The 24,311-nt window shown below is 51.3% G+C and carries 18 protein-coding genes; 3 read left to right on the plus strand and 15 right to left on the minus strand.

All coding sequences use genetic code 11. The features are described 5' to 3' along the window. Positions 1-19 precede the first annotated feature (19 nt). The gene (locus tag LOS79_RS08190; protein WP_315417978.1) at positions 20-1,246 is read left to right on the plus strand and encodes an MFS transporter; all 1,227 of its coding nucleotides are present in this window, start codon (positions 20-22) and stop codon (positions 1,244-1,246) included. Positions 1,247-1,276: 30 nt separating this feature from the next. On the opposite strand, the gene LOS79_RS08195 is transcribed toward LOS79_RS08190, so the two are convergent. From LOS79_RS08195 to LOS79_RS08250, 12 genes are all read right to left on the minus strand, one after another. Next, complete coding sequence (locus LOS79_RS08195) at positions 1,277-1,807, minus strand: flavodoxin family protein (RefSeq protein WP_315417980.1); 531 nt, start codon at positions 1,805-1,807, stop codon at positions 1,277-1,279. A 15-nt stretch (positions 1,808-1,822) separates the two neighbouring features. Beyond that, complete coding sequence (locus LOS79_RS08200) at positions 1,823-2,314, minus strand: FMN-binding protein (protein ID WP_315417982.1); 492 nt, start codon at positions 2,312-2,314, stop codon at positions 1,823-1,825. Between the two features lie 89 nt (positions 2,315-2,403). Continuing rightward, entirely contained in the window at positions 2,404-2,982 is a 579-nt protein-coding gene (locus tag LOS79_RS08205; protein ID WP_315417984.1) for a TetR/AcrR family transcriptional regulator, read from the minus strand. 517 nt (positions 2,983-3,499) lie between these two features. Next, a complete protein-coding gene (locus tag LOS79_RS08210; RefSeq protein ID WP_315417987.1) occupies positions 3,500-5,035 on the minus strand; it encodes an ABC transporter substrate-binding protein in 1,536 nt (511 codons plus the stop codon). A 56-nt stretch (positions 5,036-5,091) separates the two neighbouring features. After that, complete coding sequence (locus tag LOS79_RS08215; RefSeq protein ID WP_315417990.1) at positions 5,092-6,027, minus strand: carbohydrate ABC transporter permease; 936 nt, start codon at positions 6,025-6,027, stop codon at positions 5,092-5,094. Between the two features lie 13 nt (positions 6,028-6,040). Next, positions 6,041-7,000: an ABC transporter permease gene (locus tag LOS79_RS08220; RefSeq protein WP_397386743.1), complete on the minus strand. Its 960-nt coding sequence runs from the start codon at positions 6,998-7,000 to the stop codon at positions 6,041-6,043. Positions 7,001-7,118: 118 nt separating this feature from the next. Beyond that, positions 7,119-10,466, minus strand: a complete 3,348-nt coding sequence (locus LOS79_RS08225; protein WP_315417995.1) for a glycoside hydrolase family 9 protein — start codon at positions 10,464-10,466, stop codon at positions 7,119-7,121. 119 nt (positions 10,467-10,585) lie between these two features. Continuing rightward, positions 10,586-12,310: an extracellular solute-binding protein gene (locus LOS79_RS08230; RefSeq protein WP_315417998.1), complete on the minus strand. Its 1,725-nt coding sequence runs from the start codon at positions 12,308-12,310 to the stop codon at positions 10,586-10,588. An 8-nt stretch (positions 12,311-12,318) separates the two neighbouring features. Continuing rightward, complete coding sequence (locus LOS79_RS08235; protein ID WP_315418000.1) at positions 12,319-13,902, minus strand: response regulator transcription factor; 1,584 nt, start codon at positions 13,900-13,902, stop codon at positions 12,319-12,321. 2 nt (positions 13,903-13,904) lie between these two features. Beyond that, the gene (locus LOS79_RS08240; RefSeq protein ID WP_315418002.1) at positions 13,905-15,641 is read right to left on the minus strand and encodes a sensor histidine kinase; all 1,737 of its coding nucleotides are present in this window, start codon (positions 15,639-15,641) and stop codon (positions 13,905-13,907) included. Positions 15,642-15,729: 88 nt separating this feature from the next. Beyond that, entirely contained in the window at positions 15,730-16,245 is a 516-nt protein-coding gene (locus LOS79_RS08245; protein WP_315418006.1) for a spermidine/spermine N(1)-acetyltransferase, read from the minus strand. 24 nt (positions 16,246-16,269) lie between these two features. Next, positions 16,270-16,722: a MarR family winged helix-turn-helix transcriptional regulator gene (locus LOS79_RS08250; protein WP_315418008.1), complete on the minus strand. Its 453-nt coding sequence runs from the start codon at positions 16,720-16,722 to the stop codon at positions 16,270-16,272. A 302-nt stretch (positions 16,723-17,024) separates the two neighbouring features. Here LOS79_RS08250 and LOS79_RS08255 point away from each other — a divergent pair, with 302 nt between their 5' ends. Further along, positions 17,025-17,909, plus strand: a complete 885-nt coding sequence (locus tag LOS79_RS08255) for a MerR family transcriptional regulator (protein ID WP_315418010.1) — start codon at positions 17,025-17,027, stop codon at positions 17,907-17,909. Positions 17,910-17,984: 75 nt separating this feature from the next. Here LOS79_RS08255 and LOS79_RS08260 read toward each other — a convergent pair whose 3' ends face one another. After that, entirely contained in the window at positions 17,985-18,839 is an 855-nt protein-coding gene (locus tag LOS79_RS08260) for an aldo/keto reductase (RefSeq protein ID WP_315418013.1), read from the minus strand. A gap of 195 nt (positions 18,840-19,034) precedes the next feature. After that, a complete protein-coding gene (locus LOS79_RS08265) occupies positions 19,035-20,468 on the minus strand; it encodes a glycoside hydrolase family 1 protein (RefSeq protein ID WP_315418015.1) in 1,434 nt (477 codons plus the stop codon). 85 nt (positions 20,469-20,553) lie between these two features. On the opposite strand from LOS79_RS08265, the gene LOS79_RS08270 reads away from it, so the two are divergent. Then, positions 20,554-21,480, plus strand: a complete 927-nt coding sequence (locus LOS79_RS08270) for a helix-turn-helix transcriptional regulator (RefSeq protein WP_315418018.1) — start codon at positions 20,554-20,556, stop codon at positions 21,478-21,480. A gap of 52 nt (positions 21,481-21,532) precedes the next feature. On the opposite strand, the gene LOS79_RS08275 is transcribed toward LOS79_RS08270, so the two are convergent. Further along, a complete protein-coding gene (locus tag LOS79_RS08275; RefSeq protein WP_315418020.1) occupies positions 21,533-24,214 on the minus strand; it encodes a family 78 glycoside hydrolase catalytic domain in 2,682 nt (893 codons plus the stop codon). Positions 24,215-24,311: the final 97 nt, after the last annotated feature.

Consider the following 24,311-nt stretch of genomic DNA (forward strand, 5'->3'; position numbering starts at 1 on the left):
TTTGAAAGGATGACTTAAATTGAATGAAACCGGTCCCTCCGTCCTCCATAACCGCTCGTTCCTGCGGTTATGGATTGCACGGATCTTCTCAACCAGCGCGTTCCAAATGCTGTCAGTCGCTATCGGCTGGCAGATGTACGCCTTAACAGACAGCGCATTTCAGCTCGGCCTGGTCGGGCTGGCCCAATTCCTGCCCATGCTACTGCTGACGCTGCCGGCCGGACAAACTGCAGACCGCTATGACCGCCGCACCATCGTGTATCTCTGCCAGCTGGTGGAGTGCGTTGTGGTGCTGGTGCTTGTCCTTGGCAGCATTCAGGGCTGGCTCGGTGCGGTTCATCTGCTGGTTGCCGCCGCTCTCCTGGGTGCGTCCCGCACCTTTGAGGGCCCGGCTTCAGCGGCACTTGTCCCGGACATTGTGGACCGTGAGCAGCTGCCGAAGGCAGCCGCCTGGTCCGCCTCAGCCATGCAGACGGCGATGATCGTCGGACCGTCGCTTGGCGGTGTGCTTGTCGTCTGGGGTACGGCAGCGGCGTATATCGCTTCCCTGGCAGCCCTTCTGGTATCGACCGTACTGATCTTCTTCGTCAAGACGGTTCACTTCGTGAAGAAGCTGGACGCGGTCAATATGGATACCTTCCTCAGCGGGCTGAAATTCGTGTTTGCCCGCAAAATCATCCTGGGCACCATCTCGCTGGACCTGTTCGCCGTGCTGCTGGGCGGCGCGACAGCCCTGTTGCCGATCTTCGCCGAGGATATCCTGAAGACCGGGTCGCTTGGTCTGGGTCTGCTGCGCTCGGCTCCGGCGGTTGGCGCCATCGTCGTTTCGCTTATTCTGACCCGTTATTCTGTGGAACGGGCCATCGGCAAGACCCTGCTTGCCTCGCTGGTTGTGTTCGCTTTGGCCACGGTGCTGTTCGGTGTCTCCCACAGCTTCTGGCTGTCCCTATTCGCCTTGTTCCTGATCGGCGCATCCGATGTGGTAAGTGTTGTTATCCGTTCGACTCTCGTTCAGGTGAACACGCCGCAGGATATGCAGGGCCGTGTCAACGCGGTCAACTCACTGTTCATCGGCACCTCGAACCAGCTGGGCGAATTCGAGTCGGGCACGATGGCCGGACTTGTCGGAGCGGTACCCGCTACGGTGATCGGCGGTCTCGGCACACTCGCGATCTCTGTCATCTGGTTCTACTGGCTCTTCCCGGTTCTGCGGAATCTGAAGACGTACAGGGCTGAAGAGGTTTAGGATGTAGCAGCTCATCAAGGCTTCAGGATCTTAAACGGGTGCAATAAGCTTTTTTATCTCTTTTATAGCGTTTTCCGAGAGCCGGACTGCATCCGTATCGCTGATTTTATAAGCCGAGGTATCCTGGCGGGTTGGTGGCGAGTCCAGCGTAATATAATCCTTTATGTGCTGGTCCAGCACAATCGCCGGACTGGCTCCAGTCCGTTTCAGCAGCTCTGCCATCAGCTTAGGATTCTCGCCGTCAGCCCCGCCGCTGATTGATAATAAACCATACGCCTGCCGTTTTGATTGCAGAGCATGTAAATAAGCGCGAACCGGTGAAGCTACATTCCCCATCCATACAGGGGCAACAAACAGGATCAGATCATATTGCTGAAGACTATCCGGATGCGGATGCACCTTAGGTGTTCTGGAAAAAATCATATCCAGTACAATACTTTTCATTGCAAAAGGCTTTTGAGTGGTGATTCTAATATGAGTGGCTGGTAACTCACTGGCTAGAGATGCCGCGAACTTATCATTATTACCAGTAAAAGAGTAAGAGACGATTGCGATTTTCATTAATATCCTCCTCCGTCATTTGGGTTGTGCCTGTTTCAACGCATTCTCCAAAGCCTTCAGGTGGGCTTTGGAGGTAAGCGTTGCTCCGCTGATTACATCCACTTGTAATGATTGGTTGTCCAGTACCCTTTGAAATAAGCTGCCTATGGTCATTCCATTGCCCAATTCGGCAGGAACCCCCTTACTGTCCAATGCGCCTTTCAGTATGCGTATCTTGATAATTCTGCCCTCAGATACGGAGGCTTCAACAATTGCATTCCTGGTACTTCCCCTGGTTCCGGCATATTCTCCGACATAGGTTCCATCCTGTAGATGGGCAAAATCGATCCTTTCAATTTCCAGCGCCTGAATTTCCCGGCGTTCTTGCGCATCTGCAAGAAAAGCAACTGCCGTTGCCAGCCCGGCTGCTAGCAGAATAATGCCGATAATAAGCCCTATTCTAAACCTTCTCCTGTTCTTTCTAACTGCTCTCACGAAACTATCCCCCTTCTCTGCACAGCTGCTCATTTAAAGATATGTTTTACCTTCCATTGTGATGAATGAATAATATTATATTCGTTCATTTTCTTTCAAAAAAATGCTGCTCCATTTGATCCCTAGGAGCAGTCCATCAAGCTTGCCATAATAAGCTCCGTCATTAGATGCAGCAGCTCGGGGAAATAATCAATCCCGATTTCCTCTTTATGTGTATCCACATTTATGATTGCCGCGAAAACCATCATAATCATCTTACTGTCAATATCTGTCCGCATTTTCCCTTGCTTCTGCCACAGTGAAATGAGCTCCAGAAAATTGTCATAAAGGAAATCCACACTTTCAACACCGTTTTCTTCACGAAACATTTGTTCCAGCTTTTCAAATACATTTCTGTTGTACCATTCACGCAAAATGGGGTTATTCTTCGTTCCATTTACATTTAATTCAAGCATCTGGCCGATTACATCCATTGGACTCTGTTCCAGATCCAGTGACTGAAAGCATGCCTGCTTGAGCTTGGCATTTTCATCCAGGAAAATTTCCATAAAGAGCTTTTCTTTGGATGGATAATAGTTGTAAAAAGTCCCTACGGCCATCCCGGCTTTTTTTGTGATTTCTGAGATATTGGTATCCTTAAAACCCTTTGTGCTGAATATTTCCTTGGCACATGTATAAATGATTACCTTCTTGTCTTCCAATTGTCAGCCTCCACTTTAAACACAGGAATATGAATGAAAATAAATATGTTCATTCATATTATGGCTGTTACAAATTGTTTTGTCAATAAATAGTAATGCTATACAGCTTGAACTGGAAAGCTATATGTTGATTTAGGATACAAGAATGCCCAAGGAGCTTCTTGCTGAACGGCCGGAATTCATTCTGTTGTATTCAGGGTGGAGCTGGTTATAGAGGGCCAATGCCAGCTGTCTGGTTCAAATCCAATCCCAAGCTGACCCAAACGTCTCTCATGTCCGTAACGCTAAGCTAGTCCCTTGAACAACCGTTGCGTGGCTGGCTGCTTTTCTTAAATGGAGGGCACACTCACCCCATTTACCTGCGAGTGCCAGCTCATTGTACATGATTTTCCGCTTAAAGATGAGACTCTCTTTTTCAAAAGTTTTTTAGTTCTATCTATATATATCAAAAAAGTCCCGGATGATCTGAATTAGCATCAACCGGGACTTGTGATTAGCATACTAATCTATGATCCGATTACTTCTTACTGGCAAGGAATTCATCCAGCTGTCTCTGCTTCTCGGCAATGACTTTATCAAGTCCTGCCGATTTCTGGGCCGCAATATACTTAGGCAGCATTTCATCCAGATCGACCGAACCTGTCTCAAGTGCTTTCTGATATTCTCTTAAGACGTTGGCCAGCGCCCCGACTTCCGACTTGACCGGTTCGCTGTCAAAGGTGAAGCCGAGTGCCGGTGAGGATTTGGCGCCTTCGTTGAATTTCTTGAACTGCTCCCATTTATCCGGTGCCTCTGTGTTCCAGACATAGTTCAGGAATTGGTTACCCAGCTCCCAGGCAACCCCAGGTGCGTACTGGCCGGATTTGTCCGTCTGTGTCATGACATTGCCGGCAAGCGTGAAGTGTGTGCCTTCAATCCCGAAGTTCAGCAGATTGACAATTTCCTGATCGGTATGCAGCAAGTTAATCAGCATCATGGCACGTTCCGGGTTCTTGGATGTTGAAGAGACGGCCAGCATGGCACCCGTGGTCTCCGAGGTTGCGACAGTTTTGCCTGTCAATGTAATCTGGGCAAGCTTGCCGTCAAGCGCTGTGGCCGAGGCGATTTCCTCTGCCTTCCCCGGCTTGAGCGGTTCTACCGTAGAGAATACATTGCCCGTTTTGTAAGCATCAAGCGATGAAGTCTGGGAAGTAGCCGCATCTTTGTTGACATAACCCTTCAGGAAGTAATCACGGGTTACTTTCAGTGCATTTAAATATTGTGGGAAATCCTCTGCAGGTTTGACTACCGCATCTGCCCCATTCTTGTCGATCGCCCCCGGGATGGTTGTATCACCCAGGAAATCCAGCTCCACAAAGGAGTGGGCAGCGAACGTACCGCCGGTCGTGTATAGCGGATACATGTTTGGCTTCTTCTCTTTGACGATTTTATAGACTGCTTCGAGGTCCTCAATCTTCTTTACCTGGCTCATATCGATACCGAGCTCATCGGCAATATCCTTCCGGTATACGATACCTCCAGACGAAGCGAGCTCTTTATTGGTTGGAACGCCATAATTCTTGCCGTTAATCTTAGAACCGTTCAGGAAGGCAGGGTCTAAGCTGTCCTTGATGCCCTGGCCATATTCATCCAGCAATGGCCCAAGATCGAGATAAGCGCCTTTAGCTACATTCTTCGCATAGCCGTTCCATGAAGCGGTAAACAGAACATCCACCGGCTCACGGGAAGCGATCATCAGGTTGATTTTATCATCCCATGCTCCCCAGTCGATAGGGGCGAGATCGATCGTTGCGTTGATTTTCTCTGTCAGCAGCTTGTTCAGCGCTTCTTCGACGATGGCTTCATCCGCCTGCGGTGCGCCTTCGTAGACGAGCTTTAGCTTATAAGGCTCCAGCTTCGGTGTATCGGACGAGGCGTTGTCTGTGGCCGGACTTGCGGTGGAAGCAGGTTCTGCTGTGCCGGAATCATTGGAATTTCCGCAAGCTGTAGCAGCGAGTGACGAGACAATTAACACTGTTAGCAGAAGTGCAGCCTTACTTTTGTTGTGTTTCATTTACAAGTAATCCCCCCATGAATAAGATTAATATTTGGTTGCCGGCCGCCTCGGCGTCAGCCTTTGACAGAACCGACAGTCAAACCTCTGATGAAGTACTTCTGAAAGAACGGGTACGCAAACACGATTGGCCCGACACCTACCACCACCATTGCCATCCGGACAGTCTCACTCGGAAAGTTAATCATTCCCCCGGCCCGGGTAATCTCTGCCATTGCATTCGGGTTGCTGGACAGATACTGAATATTGACCATCATCTTGTACATGAAGTACTGCACCGATATGTTGTGGTTGTCGGTGATAAACACCAGACTCAGGAACCAGTCGTTCCAATAGGTCAGGGTCTGGAACAATGCGACTGTCGCCAGAACCGGAAGGGACAGCGGAAGTACGATCCGGATGAAGATCCGCAGCTCTCCGGCACCGTCAATTTTGGCGGATTCCAGCACAGCTTCCGGAACGGTCTCCTTGAAGAAGGTACGCATGATCAGCACCCAGAATGCAGACATAATCAGCGGCATAATAAGTGACCACAGCGTATCCTTCAAGTCCAGCATCTGCACGTAGACCAGATACCAGGGAACCAGACCGCCGGAGATCAGCATCGTCAGAAAAACAAAGAAGGTGAAGAACTTGGCCTGCGGGAAGTTATTCCGCGAAATGGGATAAGCGTATAATGCGATTGCCATGACACTGAGGAGCGTACCAACCACCGTTACAGTGATAGATATCCCATAGGAATGAACGATCTGGTCAATATCTTTTATCAGGAACCGGTACGCCGCCAGATTGAAGTTTTCCGGGAGGAAACGGTACCCGTGTGTCATTACCGACTGCTCATCGGAGAGCGAGACGGAAATAATCAGCAGCAGCGGCACGATGCAGAGCGCTGAATAGATTACGAAGAAAATATTAATCAGGAGCGATGCTGTCCCGGACAGCTGATTCTTGGAATTGGTACTGGTCATAAATTCACTTTTAGTATTGGCCATAGGAAATCCTCTCTTAGAACAGCGCGTTCTCGGGATTGATGCGGCGGACGACCCAGTTGGACAGGAAGACGAGCATGAAACCGACGACCGACTGGAACAGGCCTGCCGCTGACGAAAGTCCGATATCCCCGACCGTCAGGAAGGTGCGGTAGACATAGGTATCGATAACATTCGTCACAGGGAATAGGGCTCCCGATTCACGCGGTACCTGAAAGAAGAGGCCGAAATCAGCATTGAAGATCTTACCGATCTGCAATAGCGTCATAATCGTAATAACCGGCAGAATTAACGGAATCGTGATCTTTTTCATCTGCTGCCATTTGTTCGCTCCGTCGATAGTTGCCGCTTCATAGAACTCTTCATCGATGCCGATAATAGCCGCCATATATACAACTGTGTAGTAGCCCATGTTCTTCCATGTATTAATGATCGGCAGAATGACCGGCCACACTTCCTTCGTGAAATACCAGCGCACTGGCTCAAGCCCCATCGCCGGCAGCAGCGTACCATTGAAGTAGCCGCGCTCATCGCTCATGAATCCGTAGACCAGATAAGAGATCACGATCATCGAGAGAAAATACGGCAGGAACATTATTGTCTGATGCAGCTTCGAGAGGAAACGGTTCTTCATCTCGTTAAGCATCAGCGCAAAGGCCAGCGGAAGCCCCAGGTTCAATACAATGAACAGGGAATTATAGAGCAGTGTATTACGGATGATGATATATGAATCTTTGGAAGCAAACAGATATTCGAAGTTCTTCAGTCCCGCCCAGGGACTTCCCAGAATTCCGTCCTGATAATTGATTGTCTTGAATGCAATTACGATCCCGAACATAGGGATATAGTTATTAATCAGAAGCAGAATAATTCCCGGCAGCATCATCACATAAAACATCCAGTACGTCCGGAGATTTCTCGTGACGGATAATTTGCGTCCCGTCCGTACGGACTTCTGGTTCACTGGAAGCGGCATAGCTTTCAATAGAGTTGTTTCATTCCTTTCAATGCTCCCCCCTATCCCGCCGTGAGGCTTCAGGAATAGAGGGGGGCACAGTTCCATTATTTTACGGATATAATGTTCAAGCTATTGTTTAAGGTTCAATTCCCCACTGAAGTGTGCCTGCGATATAAGCGGTTGTTTTGCTCCAGTCCGCATAGGAGGTTCCTGCCGGGACGAAGGAATAATCATCGGCCTGCGAGTAGTTAGACCAGTCATTTTTGCTGATGCGGATCTGGATTTCAATGCTTGCACCTGCAGCCAGACTTCCGGCTCCACTGGTAAATCCCAGCTCGAATAGGGTGTCGGCTCCGCTCACCGGAGCGGCTGGCTTAATGAAGGTGCCTGTCACGTTAGCGCTGCCGACAGTTGACCAGTCACACCAGTAGCTCTGATCCTTCTCCCCGTCAATGCTGTAGTAATAATGCAGCTTCACGTCAGCCAGGTTAATCGCCGAAGTTCCGGTATTCACCAGCTTGATCCGCGGACTCAGTGTATTCCCTGTTGCCGTGGAGTTATACTGCTGAACCTTGATGGACCCGGTTCCGCCTGAGGTTGTATTCACCACAGTAACTGTAAGAGCAGCACTTGCCCCTGCACTGAAGTTGAACGTTAATGTAGTTGTTCCGACCGGCTGGGCTGCCAGATAAGCTTTCTGGAGGGTCACTGCTGCCCCTGAAATAGTGTAATCTGTGCCTTGCACCAGGGACACTGAGCCGTTCTTAATGCCGGTGAGCGTATTGCCGTTCAGTGTCAGGGCTACAGGAATGTCAGCCTGGCTGGCGGTTTTCTTGTCAAAGCTGGCGGTTACCGGACTGATTGCCGAATTGGCAACTGAAGAGTCTGTCACTATAACGGACAGCTGTGCTGACGCTCCGGCACTAAACTCAAAGGTGAGATGGACCGTCCCTGTCTGCTGCCCGGCAAGATAACCTTTAAGCAGCGTGACTGTGTTATTGGAAACCGTATAATCCGTTCCCTCAATCAAAGACGCTGTGCCGTTCCTGATTCCGGTAAGCGTATTGCCGTTCAGCGTCAGGTTTACCGGAATATCGGACTGATTAGCCGGTTTCTTATCAAACGCGGCTGTAACGGGACTGATGGATGAGTTGCTGGTGGTGCTGGTTCCTGTTGCATAAGCAGCTACGAATACGAGCCCTGAATTCCAGTACACGGTATGCTCATTCGTTGTCCATTCCTGGAAGTTGTCGGTATAGTTCTTGCCGGCGAACCGGGAGATCTGGTTCCCTACAGTGATATCATTGGAGTATCTGTTGGGTCCACCAACCAGATAACCCTTAGGCACTCCAGGCAGATTATCTGTGCGGAACATGATGCTGAACGGATACTTCACACTGTTGTCGCCATACCCTGAGACGAAGGATACACCTACCGGGTTCTGGCCGAGAATCCAGTCCAGCTGGCTGTAAGTAACCTCATCAATGACTGCGCGGTTGCTCTCGAAGGTTCCCAGCAGCTTCGTGCCGATAATCATTTCCATCGGAGTGTCCGCCACCTGCATGGTGATCCCCCAGTAGTAGTTACCGTCTTTAATCACGCTTTTCCAGGCGCTGTCGTTGTATCTGCTTACTTTGTCATTGAACCATTGCTGGAATTTGTCGGTATACCAGCTGACAACGGCGGAATCCGGAGCAGCAGCTTTCAGATAGCTGAAGAAGCCTGTGTTCCAGGTGTTCGCCCAGCCGCTGGCGAAATCCAGCGCATCCTCGAAGAAGATGGCCATATCCGCATAATGGGCCAGGAAATAATTATTGTACTCAGCTGCACCTGTTGAACGGTACAGGGAGCCTGCCGCCCACAGACGGTTCGAAGCATCATCTGTTACATCGTAAGGCCATCTGCCTGTGTTAGGTGTACGGATATTCTCCGGATGCGCCTCCAGATATCCCCATGCCGCTTCAGCTGCATCCAGGCAGCTCTGTGCAAATGCCGGATCGATATTCTGATAGATCAGGTAAGCATGTGCAAGCACACCGGCTGCTGTAGCCGTATCGGCGGTTGTCTTAATCCCTGTCCGGGAGCTAACCGTATCCTTATCAATAATCTGTCTGTCAACCATATTGTCATCATCCTGGAAGGTTACACGCGCATAGAAGCCTCCCGTAGCCTCATCCTGCATCTTGAGCATCCATTCCAGTTCCCAGCGTGATTCGTCCAGAATATCCGGAATACCGTTCCCGCTCTCCGGAATATTGAACTGGCTGTCAGTGAATTTCTCCGGCATAAGTTCATAGGCCCAGAAGAGATCGGATAAGGCTTTGGCGCCGGCATTGACGTACTTGCCTTTATCGCCTGCATCATACCAGCCTTTGGATACATCTTTGCGGATTGAAGGGTTGGACATTAACGGCACTGAGGTATCCGGGGTGAAATCGGTTCTTTGATAATTCTGGGTGTACGGGCTGGTAATATTGATCCCGGTTCTCTGGTAATAGAAATACCGCGTTACGTCATTCAGAAAAGGTTCATACAGGCTGCCGGCATCCCCGATCGTGAATTTGGGTGAATTCTGCAGACCCTGCACTGCAACATAGTATTGTCCCGGAGCGGTTAAGCCGGTAAAATCGGCGGTGAAGATCCGCTCCCCGCTGTCGATGGCATCATAATTGCTGGTGAGCACAAGCGCTCCGGTGAAAGCAGCGGTATTCGTTGCCGTGTTAATGACCTTGAACGGGGTACCCGCATCAGCAGTGAGAACATCCTCAAAGCCGGTGACGAGCGCCTGCTTCACCCCGTCTGCGGGATAACCCAGCTGATTAACCTTGATAGGTGCGTACTCCTTCTCCTTATCCGGAGAGGTAACCCTGATGTCATTAAGCCAGACCTTTAGCGGCTGAAAGCCGTTATTCTTAAGAGATAAGGCATCGATGGAGGAAATGTTGATGCCTTGCGAGACCTGCATCAAATCCTTCAGCGGGATCTTCACATGCTTCCAGGCTGTAGTGATGCTGGTATAGCTGTTAATGTTGACGGTTGTAGTGATTTCATTGCCGGCAGCCCGTTCGAAGACTCTGTCCTTGAAGCCCAGCAGGAAGGTCTCTCCGCCCGCGTTCCCCTTGATATTGAACTCAAGGTATCCATTGGGATAATACGAGGTGAAGTCATACGCTTTCCATCCGGCAACCGTAATCAGGGCGTTGTACCAGGACGGGCTGGAAGGTGTCTTCGTATTGAGCAGCAGCGAAGGCAATCCATTATAAACCGCAGCATTGTCAATCGGCAGCTTGCTGTCCACCGTCTCCAGCCCAAATCCGCTGTCACCGGCCCAGCCGTCCGAAATTGTACTGAAGATACGGTAGTCCACTAAGTCTCTCCACCCGGCGGGCGCTTCGCTTACTGCAGCCTCTGTCTTTGCCGGAACCGAAAAAAGAATAGTCGCAAATAAGGTAACCGCCAAAAACAAACTTACTTTTTTCCTCAATTCGCTCTCCTCCTGCTTGATAGATTTGAAAACGTTTTCCATATATCTATTCTAAATCGCGCCCAGGATGTAGTTAAATAGAAGAAATGAGCGAATATAGAAGAAAACAAGCCATTCGGTCATGGCTTGTTCTCCTGGTACCACTCATTCACTTCATCCGTGATGACATCGCCGCCATTCTTATAGAAGAGGTCCACGAACTGATCAAAATAAGATAGCGGCTTCTCGCCGTATATAATACTGATATAACTTTCTGTGGCGAGCTTCTGCAGGAAGACCCCGTTCTTCTCCATCCCGTCGGTTAATGGTCCGTGATAGCGGTTCGGGATTTCCAGCTCCTGCTCGGAAACGGCAAGTCTGGCTGCGGCCAGCTGTGCTGAATTGAGACCTTTGATGCTCTGTTCAATCGGCGTGCTCACTTCAGTACCCGATTGCTCCGACAGCTTCCGGATGGCCTCAGAGCTCATATAGGGCAGCACCAGTGCGCCGCCTGTCAGCGGATAGAGCATCCAGCGCATATCTATGGACGATCCGTCTGCAAGCGGCCATTGGTCTCTCGGCACTCCTTCCGCTGCGAAATTAACGGTAATGATCTTCCCGTCCCTGATTACATAATCGTAGCCTTCGTGATATCCTGTAGCGAACCGCGGGTCGAAGTAAGGATCCTGCGGGCCGAAATTTTTGGCAAGCAGCTTGTTATAATAAGCGAACCAGGCTTCTATATTCGTGAAATCCTTGCTGAACACGGTATAGATCCCGTGGAGCGCCTTCTGCGCCTTCCCCTTCAGCCCGTCCGGCCCTGCTGGAAGCGGGTATGCCTGCCACTCGGCTCCCGGGGCGTTCTTAACCGTATCGCCCAGCGGCCAGGCCCCCATCCAGAACGGGCCGAACATTACACCGGCCGTTCCTTTAACGGCCAGCTCGGCGGCTTTACTGGAATCCTGGATGCCGGCATCCCGGTCTATATAGCCTTTTGCCATCCAGGAGGCCATGATCTCCAGATATTTGCGGGCATCCGGATGTACAGCGCCATAGACCAGCTTGCCGCTCCCGTCATCATTCCAGAACAGCTTAATATCTGATGTGCAGAGCATCTGGGTCGAGAAGGCACCTGCGATTGCATCTGTCTGCCCCATCCAGCTCCACGGACCCTCCTTCAGCGGAACGGCCAGCCCGGTTTCATCATCTATGCCATTTCCATTGGGATCCTGCTCGGAGAAAGCCTTCAGTACATTCTCCAGCTCACCGATCGTTGCTGGCGGGTCCAGCGACAGCTTCTCCAGCCAATCCTTGCGGATCCACATTACCGTCCCTTCATCACCTGCGACGAAACGGGGAAGGCCATAGCTCTTGCCGTCAATAGTCACCTCAGCCATGGAATAAGCATATTTCTTAATCGCTTCCTTGAGCTTCGGGTGGGCGTATTTCTCAATCGCCTCATCCAACGGCAGCAGCCGGCCTGCCTTGAGCAGGTTCTTCAGGATATCCCCTTCAGCATAGAAGGTATCCGGCAGCTTCCCGTTCACCGCGAGCGCGAGCCGGATTTTGGTGTCGTAATCATCGAACTTGCTGACAATCCAGTCAAATTTCGTGATGATCCCCAGGTTCTCCTCCATCCAGCGGGTATGCACGTTGTCTGTCAGACTCTCACCCGGCTTGAAGGCGTTCGGCCGGTTCTCATCCACAATCGCCGTTGTAATTGTAATCGGCGGATCATATTTGAAATCCCATAACGGCTTCACGTCACCGCTACCCGGATTGTCCGCCGCCGCTGTTCCGCCGCTGTCCCTGCAGCCTGCCAGAGCTGCCAGCAGCAGCAATGCCCCGCTTCTTTTCCTGATCATCCGTGCGCTCACTCCATTCCTGCCCGGGTTCTGTCCCTGTATTCCTGCGGCGTCATCTGATACAAGTCGCGGAATTTCCGGATAAACCAGTTCGTATTGGGATAACCGATACTTTCGCCAATACAGTAGATTTTATCATTAGTGGCTTTGAGCAGATCGCAGGCCTTGAGCATCCGCTGTTCATAGATATACTGGGATACTGTGGAGTTCGTAAATTGCTTGAAGAGCTTGGATAGATGGTTGGGATGGATGAAGACCAGCCTGGCCAGCATCGTAAGCGACAAATCCTTGCCCGGCTCCTTGCGGATATACTCCTGTGTCCTGCGGACAATGGCCTGATTATGGTCCTCCGTCACTTCTCCCAGCTGGCCGCGGAGCGTAGCCAGAGCATCCAGCCCCCAGCTCTCCAGCTGAGATGCGTGCAGCATAGCTTTGCCCTTCATGAACGCAGACTGGCCGGGGGTAAGCACCTGAGCCAGTGTTCTGCCGCTGCGGTTCGCAATATACTGGAAGCTGTTCGACAGAAAGAGAAAGACATCGCGCATCAGATCGGGCGAGCCGGTATGCAGCAGCGGCGAGACGAATGCGCGGATCTTGGCTTCCGCCGCCGCCCACTGCTCTGTCTCCAGCAGATGGGTCAGCAGCGGCGCTTCGTACAGCTTGCGCATGAGCTGCTGCTCCTCGGCGCTGCCCTCCAGCAGCTGCCCGGAATGGAAGCCTCCCGTTCCGAGCCGTGATTTGGCCTTCATATATCCGGCCTGCAGCCCTTCCGGAAAGTGACATTCCGCTTCGCTTGCAGATATCTCACCCTTCAGAAGATTCTGGACCTCCTGGCACAGCAGGCCCATCCGCTCATGTACCCAATCCGCCGCCGGCGGCGCACCGGACAGGTCGTACACCAGCACCAGCAGGTTTCCCTCCTCATCTGCCGCAGGCCAGCAGTCATAACGCTCCATCAGCAGCTCTTCCAGCATATTCGTCACTGCGAACCGGATCAGGAACTGCGAATAGAGATCCTGGCTGCAGAACGGCGGGCCAAGACTGATCAGACAGAGCAGGACAGAGCCGGGTACAGGAATGGGAAGATCGAACAGCTTCAGCTTTCCGGCGAGAGCTTCACCGTTCAGCTTCCCGCTTAGTACCTTAAGCAGCAGACCCGCTTTCAGCTCTGTACTATTATCCCGGTAGATCCGGAAGCCCTGCTCCATGGAGCGCTCCTGCTCCAGCTGCCTCACGATCCGGCCCATGGCATCAAGCAGCTGCTCATCCTTGGCCGGCTTGATCAGGTAGTGCAATGCCTGCAGCTCAATAGCCTTGCGGGCATAATCAAAGTCTGCGTAACCCGTGAGCAGCAGGCATTTAAGTCCCGGAATGAGCTCTCTCGCCTGCTCGATCAGCTCCAGCCCGTTCATGCGCGGCATCCGGATGTCGGTCATCAGAATGTCGACGGGTGAAGACTGGATCAAGGCAAGCGCCTCACTTGCACTATAAGCTTTGAGAACATGGGATATGCCCAGCGTCCCCCAGGGAACCGTCTCCGCGAGACTGTCTGCATAATGCTTCTCGTCATCCACCACAAGCAGGTGAAGCATGGCTATCCCTCCTCCGTTTCTTCTACCGTTCCTATTCTCCAGAGCAGCTGTACACTTAACCCGCCCAGCGTGGAGCGGCTGATGATAATTTGGGCATCCGGCCCGAAGTTGCCCTGCAGCCGCTGGTACACATTCCAGAGACCGCAGCCGGCATATTCACCTGCCGGGATAAGCAGCTCGGCGTGCAGACGGCTGATCTGCTCATCGCTGAGGCCTTTGCCGTTATCAGCCACCTGAAGCTGAAGCAGGCCTTCCTTCACTGAGACACTGATCTCCACTCTGCCCGGATAATCAACATTCTCAAGCCCGTGCACAATTGCATTCTCTACCATCGGCTGGACCAGCAGCCGCGGAATCCGCAGCCCCGATAATCCTTCCGGGAGCTCGATGCTATAGCTCAGCGTGTCGTTGCGCAGCCGGAGAATTTCCAGGTGAACGCTTACAAAAGCCAGCTCCTCATCCATACTGACGCCCTGATTATCCATACGGGTCGTATAGCGGTAATAATCAGCCAGATGATAGGCCATATCCATAACGGCCTTCTTGTGCCCCATCTTGGTCATATTAATGATGTAGCCCAGGCAATTGTAGAGAAAATGAGGGTGGATCTGCGCCTGCAGCTGCTTCAGGGTAGCATCCCTTGCCAGAATGCGGGATTGCAGGACATTCTCGATCAGATCCTGGATCTGTGTTGCCATCTCGTTGAAATTCTGCATAAGGAAGGTGAATTCATTACTTGATTTCTTCGGCAGCCGGTATGCGTAGTCGCCGCTCTTGATCCGCTGCACGGCGCGTACCAGCTGGAAGATCGGCCGGTGTACGTTCCAGTACAAGGCAGAGGCGGCGGTGATCCCGGTTAAAAGCAGAATGACCGAGGATGCACCGAATAATAACCTTTGCTGCCTGATCGGCCCGATGATCTGGTCAAGCGGTACAGAATCGACCAGATGCCACTCCAGGAGACTGGAGTAATAGTAGGTAATCAGGTATGATCTTCCGCTGTACGAATGGATCAGGTAGCCGGAATCCCGGCCGCTGACCCGTTCGCCCAGGTCTCTGATTACTTCATCCACTGCCGGTCCCCCCGCAGAGCGGCTGGCAATGAAGGGCCGGCCTTTTTTGTAGAAGAACGGGTTGTCCGAATGGCCGGATTTGTAGGTGTCGAGCAGATTCTCGAAGCTCCATTTGTAGAGGTTAACCCGGACAGCAACATCCAGATCCTCAGAACGGGCCGGTTTGTAGCCGGTGGTAACATAGGTGCGGGTGAAGCCGGAGCCGATCTCAAGGTCTTCGCTATAGCTCCAGCTAAGGGAGAAGCGGCGCTCGAATTCCTGCGGATCATACTCATAAGAGGGGGATGAAGAGATGCTGTCATGTGCCTGCGGGAAATAGACTGTCACATCGTTGCGCCAGTTGCCCGATGCGCTGGCCAGGGACAGCTTTTCCTGGATCAGCATTCTTGACTTCATTAGAGCATAGTCGCTCATTTCGAGGTTATACAGGTATTCCAGCACGCTTGTATCTACAAGCATCGGGGCGGAGGCCAGATCGAATTTCTCAATACTGGCGTCCATCTGTGCCACGAACAGCTCCATCCGGTTCAGGCTTGCCTTGATCAGCTCGTCCTGGATGACACTAATGCTCTTGGATGTAGAATAATAGTACAGCGCCACGACCGGCGTCAGCAGAATCAGCAGCAATACTAGCATTTTCTGAAAAATGCTGAATTTGATCCGCATGTTATTCCCATCCTTGTTTCGTAATCGCACTTTACCCTGTATTTTACAATATATTGTAAGCGTATACTATATTAATCTTTCATTTAGTTTAGAGTACTTTGGTCATGATATAATCCGTCTGCTCGTCATCCCCCATAACGAAGGAGTGGGCACCAGTCTGCACGAACCCCATCCGCTCATAAAAAGCGCAGGCGTTTACATTATGCTCCCAGACGCCAAGCCATAACTTCTGCTTATTCTGTCCGTTTGCGAACTCCACAGCTTTACTCAGCAGTATTCTGCCAAGCCCGTGCTTCTGAAATTTACGCCGGATATAGATCCGCTCCAGCTCAAGCGTGTCATCCCCCATGGATTCAGATTGGGCACCATTAATATTGACCTTGGCATAACCGGCCACTTCCTGATCAAGCTCAACGAACATGAATTGAGATTCAGGATTGGCCAGCTCCTGCTGCAGCTGGGGCAGATTAAAGGCCTTATCCATATAAGCCTTCATATTCTCCGGTGTATTTTGCTCCTTAAAGGTCTCGCTAAATGTCTCAATGCTGACTGCTTGAAGCTCAAGCAAATCCTCCGGTGTACAAGCTCTAATGTGTATGCTCATGAATGCTGCAGCTCCTTAGTAGAATCAATAGTTTCGCAAATTGCCTTTTTTCACGTATTCCCAGTCCTTCTCGACGTTAGCCCGCATCTTCTGCAGCAGCCGGGACAGGGTTTCTGTCTCTTCAGCGGAGAAGCCGGTCAGCGCAACAGCGTCGGTATGTTCATGTTCTCTTCTGAGAAAAGGATAGACCTGCTCCCCCTTCTCTGTCGGGAAAAGCTTCTTGATTTTTTTGTTCAGCGCGTCATCTTTCTTGACTATAAATCCGCTCGTCTCCAGCTTCTGCACCGCACGGGCCGCCGTGGTCCGGTCAACCTTGAGCATCTCGGCCACTTTCTCCTGAATAATCCCCGGATGCTCGCAAATCCGCACAAGGTACAGGTATTGTCCTTTGGTCAGGTCATATTCTTTGAATTCGATATTGCTGATGGAATCTAATGCTCTGGCAATCATGCCGATTTCCCGGAGGATTTGCTGCATAAGGTTCTCCTTTGGTTTTATTGTTGCACTCTCTATAAAGCACTTGAAGGTACTATATCTGAATTTTGTTGTAAATGCAACGATATTCTGCGGCTGGGTACGCGTTAAGCCCGGCATATTTGCCTACCAGATTCGAAATTGTACGTAATAAAATCATTGTATCTTTCCGCTGGAAACTATTTGAACCTGTAGTCGTTTAAAAAAGTATTGACTCTAACGGGACGTCATAGTGTAAAACTAACATTGGATAATGACAAAAGCCACTGCCGGCAGAGGAAAAAAACAGAAACGGAGGTTCAGCCATGAGAACGGTAAAGCAAGTTTCCGATTTGACCAGAATCAGTGTGCGCACACTGCATTATTACGATGAAATCGGACTGTTGAAACCAAGTGAAATTACTGACGCGGGTTACAGGCTTTATGACGATGAGGCTCTGGAAGCCCTGCAGCAGATCCTGTTTTTTAAAGAGCTTGATTTCCCATTAAAAGCGGTTAAGGAAATCATGACAGGTCCGTATTATGACAAAATACAAGCACTGAATCAGCATAGAAAACTGTTGATACTGAAACGGGATAGGCTGAATGGTTTAATAGAGCTTGTCAATCAAACCATACAAGGAGATAAGACCATGAGTTTTGAAGAATTTGATATGAGTCTGTATTTTCAGGCATTGGTTGAATTTAAACGGGAGCATGAGCATGAAATAACGAAGTATTTCGGCAGTGTGGATCAATTTAATGAGCTGGTGGAGGATCTCAGATCGAGGGAGTGGACGATTGCCAAAAATGCGATACAAGAGTTCGGGAGCCTGGAGAAATTTACTGATTACGCAAAGAACAATCTCGGAAATCTGCCAACTATCATGGAGCAGTACGATCAGTTCAAGAAAGTATATTTGGAAGAGCAGCTCCGTAAAGGAAATGAACTTCAACAGGTCCTTACCTCTGACTTAAGCAAAGATCCGTCAGCAGAGGAAATTCAAAGAATTGTGGGGGATATTGTCCGCTTGAGTACGGAAAACCATCAGCTTCTGAAAATCGAAATGCCGGACAACTATTGGGGCTATATGATCGGGAATTATTTGTCAGAGCCGGCCTTCATCGAAGCAACCGACAAGAAATATGGCGATGGTGCATCTCAGTTCATTGCAGAAGCTATGAAAACTTATTTCAAGTATACAAGCTGAAGAGGCAGGAAGCCCCTGATTCCACGAGGGCACGGGGGCTTCCTGCTGCCGGGCATGGTTTTCCGCTTGCCGGATCTACAAACCTTGCTTACCGTAACCGGTTAAAGCTTCTACAGTCTGCGGGTCATAGTGGGAGAAGAACACACTTTCTCCGGTATCCAGCGCTGTGATCTGCTCCATATCGGCTGCGCTCAGCACGAAATCAAACACATTAAAGTTAATCTCCATCCGGTCTTTGCTGACTGTCTTCGGAATCACAACCACACCCCGCTGAATCAGGAAACGGAGCGCGACCTGGGCAGTTGTCTTATTATACCGGCTGCCGATCTCCTGTAATGTTGGGTTAGCGAACAAATCCTTCCGCCCTTCCGCAAACGGGCCCCAGGATTCAATCTGCGTATTGTATTTCTGCATAATTTCCTGCGCCTGGTGCTGCTGGTTGAAGACATGGGTCTCCACCTGGTTCACGGCCGGAACCACTTTATTGAACTGTACAAGGTCGATATAGCGGTCCGGATAGAAATTGCTGACACCGATTGCCTTAAGTATGCCAGCCTCATACAGTTCCTCCATCGCCCGGTATGTTCCGTAATAGTCCCCAAACGGCTGATGAATCAGCAGCAAATCCAGATAATCCAGCTGCAGCTTGCGCAAAGACTCCTGAATGGAGGCCTTCGCCTGCTCATAGCCGGCATTCGAGATCCATACCTTAGTCGTAATGAAGAATTCTTCCCTCGGCACGCCGCTGCGCTTGATTGCCCGGCCGACAGCTTCCTCGTTCCGGTAAGCCTGTGCTGTATCAATCGAGCGGTAGCCGGTTTCAATTGCGTCCAGCACGCAGCGCTCGCATTCTTCCTGATCCGGTATCTGGTACACGCCGTAGCCGAGAATCGGCATCCGTACCCCGTTATTGAGTGTTACATATTCCAACTTAATTCCTCCTCTTAGGCGATGAATATTTCTCGCAGAACGTTATCTTATTATGCTGCAAGTGCCGGGCTGACCGTTATCCCATTCATCTTAAATCCTTGCCTAATCCTATCTTAAAATCGTACTTTTATCTTACTCAAATCACAAAAATAAGCCCTGCCGGTCGCAATAACCGGGCAGGACTTGCCGCCAAATTTACAGCTGTTCGCCGTTAGTCTCAATTACGTTTTTGTACCAGTAGAAGCTCTTCTTCGGTGTTCTGCTCAGGTCACCGTTACCTTCATTGTCCTTGTTGACATGAATGAAGCCGTAACGCTTCTTCATCTCCCCGGTGGAGGCACTGACAAGGTCAATACAGCCCCACATGGTATAGGCAATCAGATCCACACCGTCCGCCACAGCTTCTTTCATCTGTATGATATGGTCACGCAGGTAATTGATGCGGTAATCATCGTTAATGGAACCGTCCTCTTCCACGACATCAACTGCACCAAGACCGTTCTCTACGACCATCAGCGGAATCTGGTAACGGTCGTACAGATGGTTCAGCGTATATCTCAGACCCTGCGGGTCAATCTGCCAGCCCCAGTCGGACGCCTGCAGATAAGGATTTTTTACACCGCCAAGCAGGTTGCCGCCGACCTTTTCCACAGCAGGATCAGCACTTTCTACCAGTGACATGTAATAGCTGAAGGAATAGAAATCAACACAGCCCTCTTTCAGGATCTGCTCATCGTCCGGGTGCTGCTCAAGCTTGATGCCCTGCTCGGAGAAGAAGCGTTTGGCGAAACCAGGGTAAGCTCCGCGAACCTGAACGTCGCCGCAGATCATGTTGGAAATCTGGTCTTTCTTTTGCGCAAGTACAATGTCATCCGGGTTGCAGGTATTAGGATACGTAGTCATGAAGGCGATCATACAGCCGATCTGGAAATCCGGATTGATCTGATGGCCCAGCTTCACTGCCTTGGCACTGGCCACGAACTGGTGGTGCAATGCCTGGAACCGGGTCTGGGGGTTGTCCACGCCATCGGTCAGCGAGGTTTTGCCGTCAAACAGGACACCTGCAGCCATATAAGCGCCGAGCGGCATGGTCAGACAGTTGATTTCGTTGAAAGTCAGCCAGTATTTGACCACATCCTTGTAACGGTTGAAGATCGTGTCACAGTAGCGCACATAACAATCAATCACTTCACGGGAAGCCCAGCCGTTGTACTTCTCTGTAAGACCGAATGGCGTTTCGTAGTGGGAGATCGTCACCAGCGGCTCGATATGATGCTTGCGCAGCTCGGCAAACACCTTATCATAGAATTTCAAGCCTTCCTCATTAGGTTCCAGGTCATAACCGTTCGGATAGATACGCGACCAGTTGATCGACATGCGGAACATTTTGAAGCCCATCTCCGCCATCATCGCGATGTCTTCCTGGTAATGCCCGTAGAAATCAACCGCCTCATGGCTCGGGTAATACGTGCCTTCTTCCAGAACCGGTGTGATACGGCGCGGTGTCGTATGGGTTCCCCCTGTCATCATATCAGAGGTGCTTGGCCCTTTACCGCCCTGGTTCCATCCGCCTTCAAACTGATTGGCTGCCGTAGCCCCGCCCCAAAAGAATCCTTCTCTCATCTTCATGCATCTAACCTCCTCGAATTGTTAAGCTCACAGGACTAGTGTATCACCCATACCCTGACAGAGTTTGTCATGGTATAATCTTGGCATGGAATATAACCGATTATTCAGAATGCTGCTGCTGCTGCTCGACAAAAAGAAAACAACCGCTCCGGAGCTGGCACGCCTGTTCGAAATTTCTGTGCGTACCGTCTACCGGGATCTTGACCGCCTTAGCGCGGCTGGTATTCCCGTGTACACGACAACCGGCAAATACGGCGGCATCCATCTCATGGACAACTATGTCATGGACAAGTCGCTGCTCAGTGAGGATGAACAGAATGAAATTCTGCTCGGCCTGTACAGCGTAAGCTCCATTCCCCACCTCAACAGCGCCCATATGCTGTCCAGACTGACTACATTATTCGGCCATAAGCTGGACTGGATCGAATTCGAACACTCTCCCACAGGTAGTATTCCTGACAAGGAGCTGTTTAACCTGGTGAAGCAGGCTATCTTTGCGCGTCACCCCGTTTCATTTCATTATGTAGATTCTAACGGGAAGGCAAGCATAGAAACGGCGCAGCCGGTCAAGCTTGTATTTAAGAACAACACCTGGTACTTCAGAGGCCTGAAGCAGAATGAACAGGGACACGGAAGCATGGACACGTTCAAAATCAGCCGGATCACCGAGCTGCGCTTCGTTCACGGCGGGTATGCTGCTGATGCTGCTGTTTCCGGCATAGGCATAGAAGATATGGAACAGACTCCTGCGGATCAGATCCGGATCGATCTGCTGTTCTCCGGCTCTATGGCCTACAGGGTACAGGATTTCATTGATCCGCTGCTGATTCAGCATGAGCAGGACGGGCGGCTGCGTGTGTTCATTCATGCAGGGGAAGGTGAACGGCTGTACTCTTTCCTGATGTCCTTCGGTGCGGATGTGACGGTCGTCGAACCGGTGCGTGTGCGTGATGAACTGCTGCGGCGACACCGTTTGGCGGTGGCGCATTTGCTGGCTGTACAGGCGCCGTGAGACAGCAAACAACCGCCTCCCGGGGCGGTTGTTTGTGTTAGCTGCGGAGCGGTTACGCTTCCTGATTCAACTGATTCATTGGAAAGGTGAAAAGATAGCTGCCCGACCCGACGTTCAGCTTATAGCCCTGGCGGGCAGGCACAATCGCGGTTACACCTGCCGCGTCAGCAAGCGGTACGCCACTCTCCCGAATACCGTCCTGCCGGCTGGCCGGGATGATAATCTCGGCGGCTGTGTTGGCCGGGACTTCAACCTTCAGCTCCGCGGTATGATCTGCTCCTGTCTTCCATGCGGAACGGATCGTGCCGTAAACCGAATCATAAGAAGCCTCAACCCAGGTCAGATGCTTGCTGATCTGCGGCTCGATGCGGATTTTTTTGTAGCCCGGCTCCAGCAGCTCGATACCAGCCGCATGGCGGTACAGCCAGTCTCCGATCGCCCCGTAGGCATAATGATTATAGGAGTTCATATCATCGCTCCAGAAGGAGCCGTCCTGCTTGATGCCGTCCCAATGCTCCCAGATGGTGGTAGCCCCTTGAATAACGGAGTACAGCCAGGACGGGTACTCCTTCTGCAAGACCAGCTGATAAGCGAGATCGGTGTAACCGAACCTTGTAAGCACCAGGCACAGGTATGGCGTTCCGACAAAACCTGTCGTCAGATGAATGCCGTTCTCCCGGATATGCTCAGCTAACATTCCGGCTGTCCGCGGACGGTCCTCTTCTTCCAGCAGATCAAACATCAAGGCAAGCACATAGGCGGTCTGTGTCGGAGAGGCCACCCGGCCGGCCGGCGTGACGAATTCTGTACGGAAGGCCGTGACAATCTGCGAATGCAGTGCCGTGTAGGTTGCCGCATCTGTGGTCCGGCCAAGCAGTTTGGCCGTCCGGGCCACTAGTTCAGTAGAGTAAGCATAGAAGGCTGAAGCGATCAGATCTTTAGGTGTGGCTCCGATATAGCTGTTCTCCTTGGCATCCAGGCCCAGCCAATCCCCGAAATGGAAGCCTGTATTCCATAGATGCTCGTTATCGCCCTGCGCCCGGATATATTCCACCCAGGCACACATGCTCGGGTATTGAGTCTCCAGGACACGAATGTCCCCATAACATTGATACAGTGTCCACGGACAGATGACGGCGGCATCCCCCCAGGCAGATGATCCATAGCCGGCAACCGGGACATCCGGAACGACATGCGGCACACGTCCATCCGCTTCCTGATCGGCAGCCAGATCCTTCAGCCACTTCCCGAAAAACGGCACAACATTCATATTATAAGCAGCCGTGCGGATGAATACCTGAGCGTCCCCGGTCCAGCCCAGGCGCTCGTCGCGCTGCGGGCAATCGGTTGGAACATCAAGGAAGTTGCCCTTCTGTCCCCACAGGATATTGTGCTGAAGCTGGTTTATCAGTTCATTGGAGCAGCTGAAGCTGCCCGTTTGTCTCAGATCCGTATGGATTACGCAGCCTGTGAATTGCTCCAGCAAGCCCTCCTGCGGCACTCCCGACACTTTCACATACCGGAAGCCCTGGAAGGATAAGTACGGCTCATACGATTCGATTCCGCCGCCACGGCAGGTATAAGTAACCGTCTGTTTAGCGGAACGCAGATTGCCTGTATAAAAGTTCCCCTCGCGGTCCAGCACCTCGGCATGCTCCAGCGTAATCACATTACCGGCTTCGGCCTGCACGCTGAATCTCATCCAGCCCACCATATTTTGCCCCAGATCTAGAACAGTCTCACCTTTAGGTGTAGTTATGACCGCTACCGGTTTAAGCGTTTCAGTTATTCTTACCGGCTCATTCTCTTGAGCGACCAGCACCGTCAACGGCGGACTCAGGGTAACAGCTGCACACCAGGCCTGATCGTCAAACCCGGCTGATGCCCACCCGTCTTGTTCAAGCCGGGCATCATAAGTTTCACCGTGATACAGCTCTGACATCAGCAGCGGTCCTGACGAGCTCCGCCAGCTCTCATCTGAAACGATGATTTGCTCTGAACCGTCGGCAAGTGTCACATGCAGCTGGAGCAGCAGTGCCCGTGATTTGCCGTAAAGGTCCTTCTTCCCTTCCCAGGCTAAGGGGCCTTTATACCATCCGTTGCCGATTAAGGCACCGATGGCATTATTGCCTGAAGTAAGCAGCGGCGTCACATCATAAGTCTGGTATTGCAGACGTTTGTTGTAGCTGGTCCATCCGGGTGTGAACAGTGTATCGTCAGCCGGAACGCCGTTAACATACAGCCGGTACAGCCCCAGCGAGGTCGCATATATCCGTGCAGATACTGCGGCCTCGGGTATTGTGAATGCTGTCCGTAGATAATCGCAAGGCTCTGCGGCATCAGCAGGCATTGCATCTGCAGGCCTGCTGATCCAGCTTGCCTGCCATTCTCCGGCTGAGAGGAAGGCTGTCTCCCAGCTGCCGGCTTCACTCCAGGCGGAGACCTCGCCCTTCATGTCCCAGGCACGGACTCTGAAATAATAACAGGTACGGGACTGCAGGGCGGGCCCCTCGTATCCAATATGGATATTATCCTCTGTTTCCACCTGACCGCTGTCCCAGACAAGTTCAGCTGAGAAGTCAGGCAACAGGGCTACCTGGATTTGATAAGCAGTCTGGACGAAAGTTCTGCTCTCCGAGCTGATCCGCCAGCTGATCCGGGGCCAGGTGTCATCGATGCCAAGGGGATTGCTCCGGTAATTTACACTGAGATCTGTAACTGCAAACTGGGTCATGATTATCGCTCCTAGTTATGGATTTTTGAGATTGTGCTGCTACATTCATTGTAAGGGGCGGATTCCTTGCCTTCAGGGGATGATACTGACATTTTTA

Origin of the sequence: Paenibacillus sp. MMS20-IR301 (assembly GCF_032302195.1) — a bacterium.
Taxonomy (GTDB): domain Bacteria; phylum Bacillota; class Bacilli; order Paenibacillales; family Paenibacillaceae; genus Paenibacillus_AQ.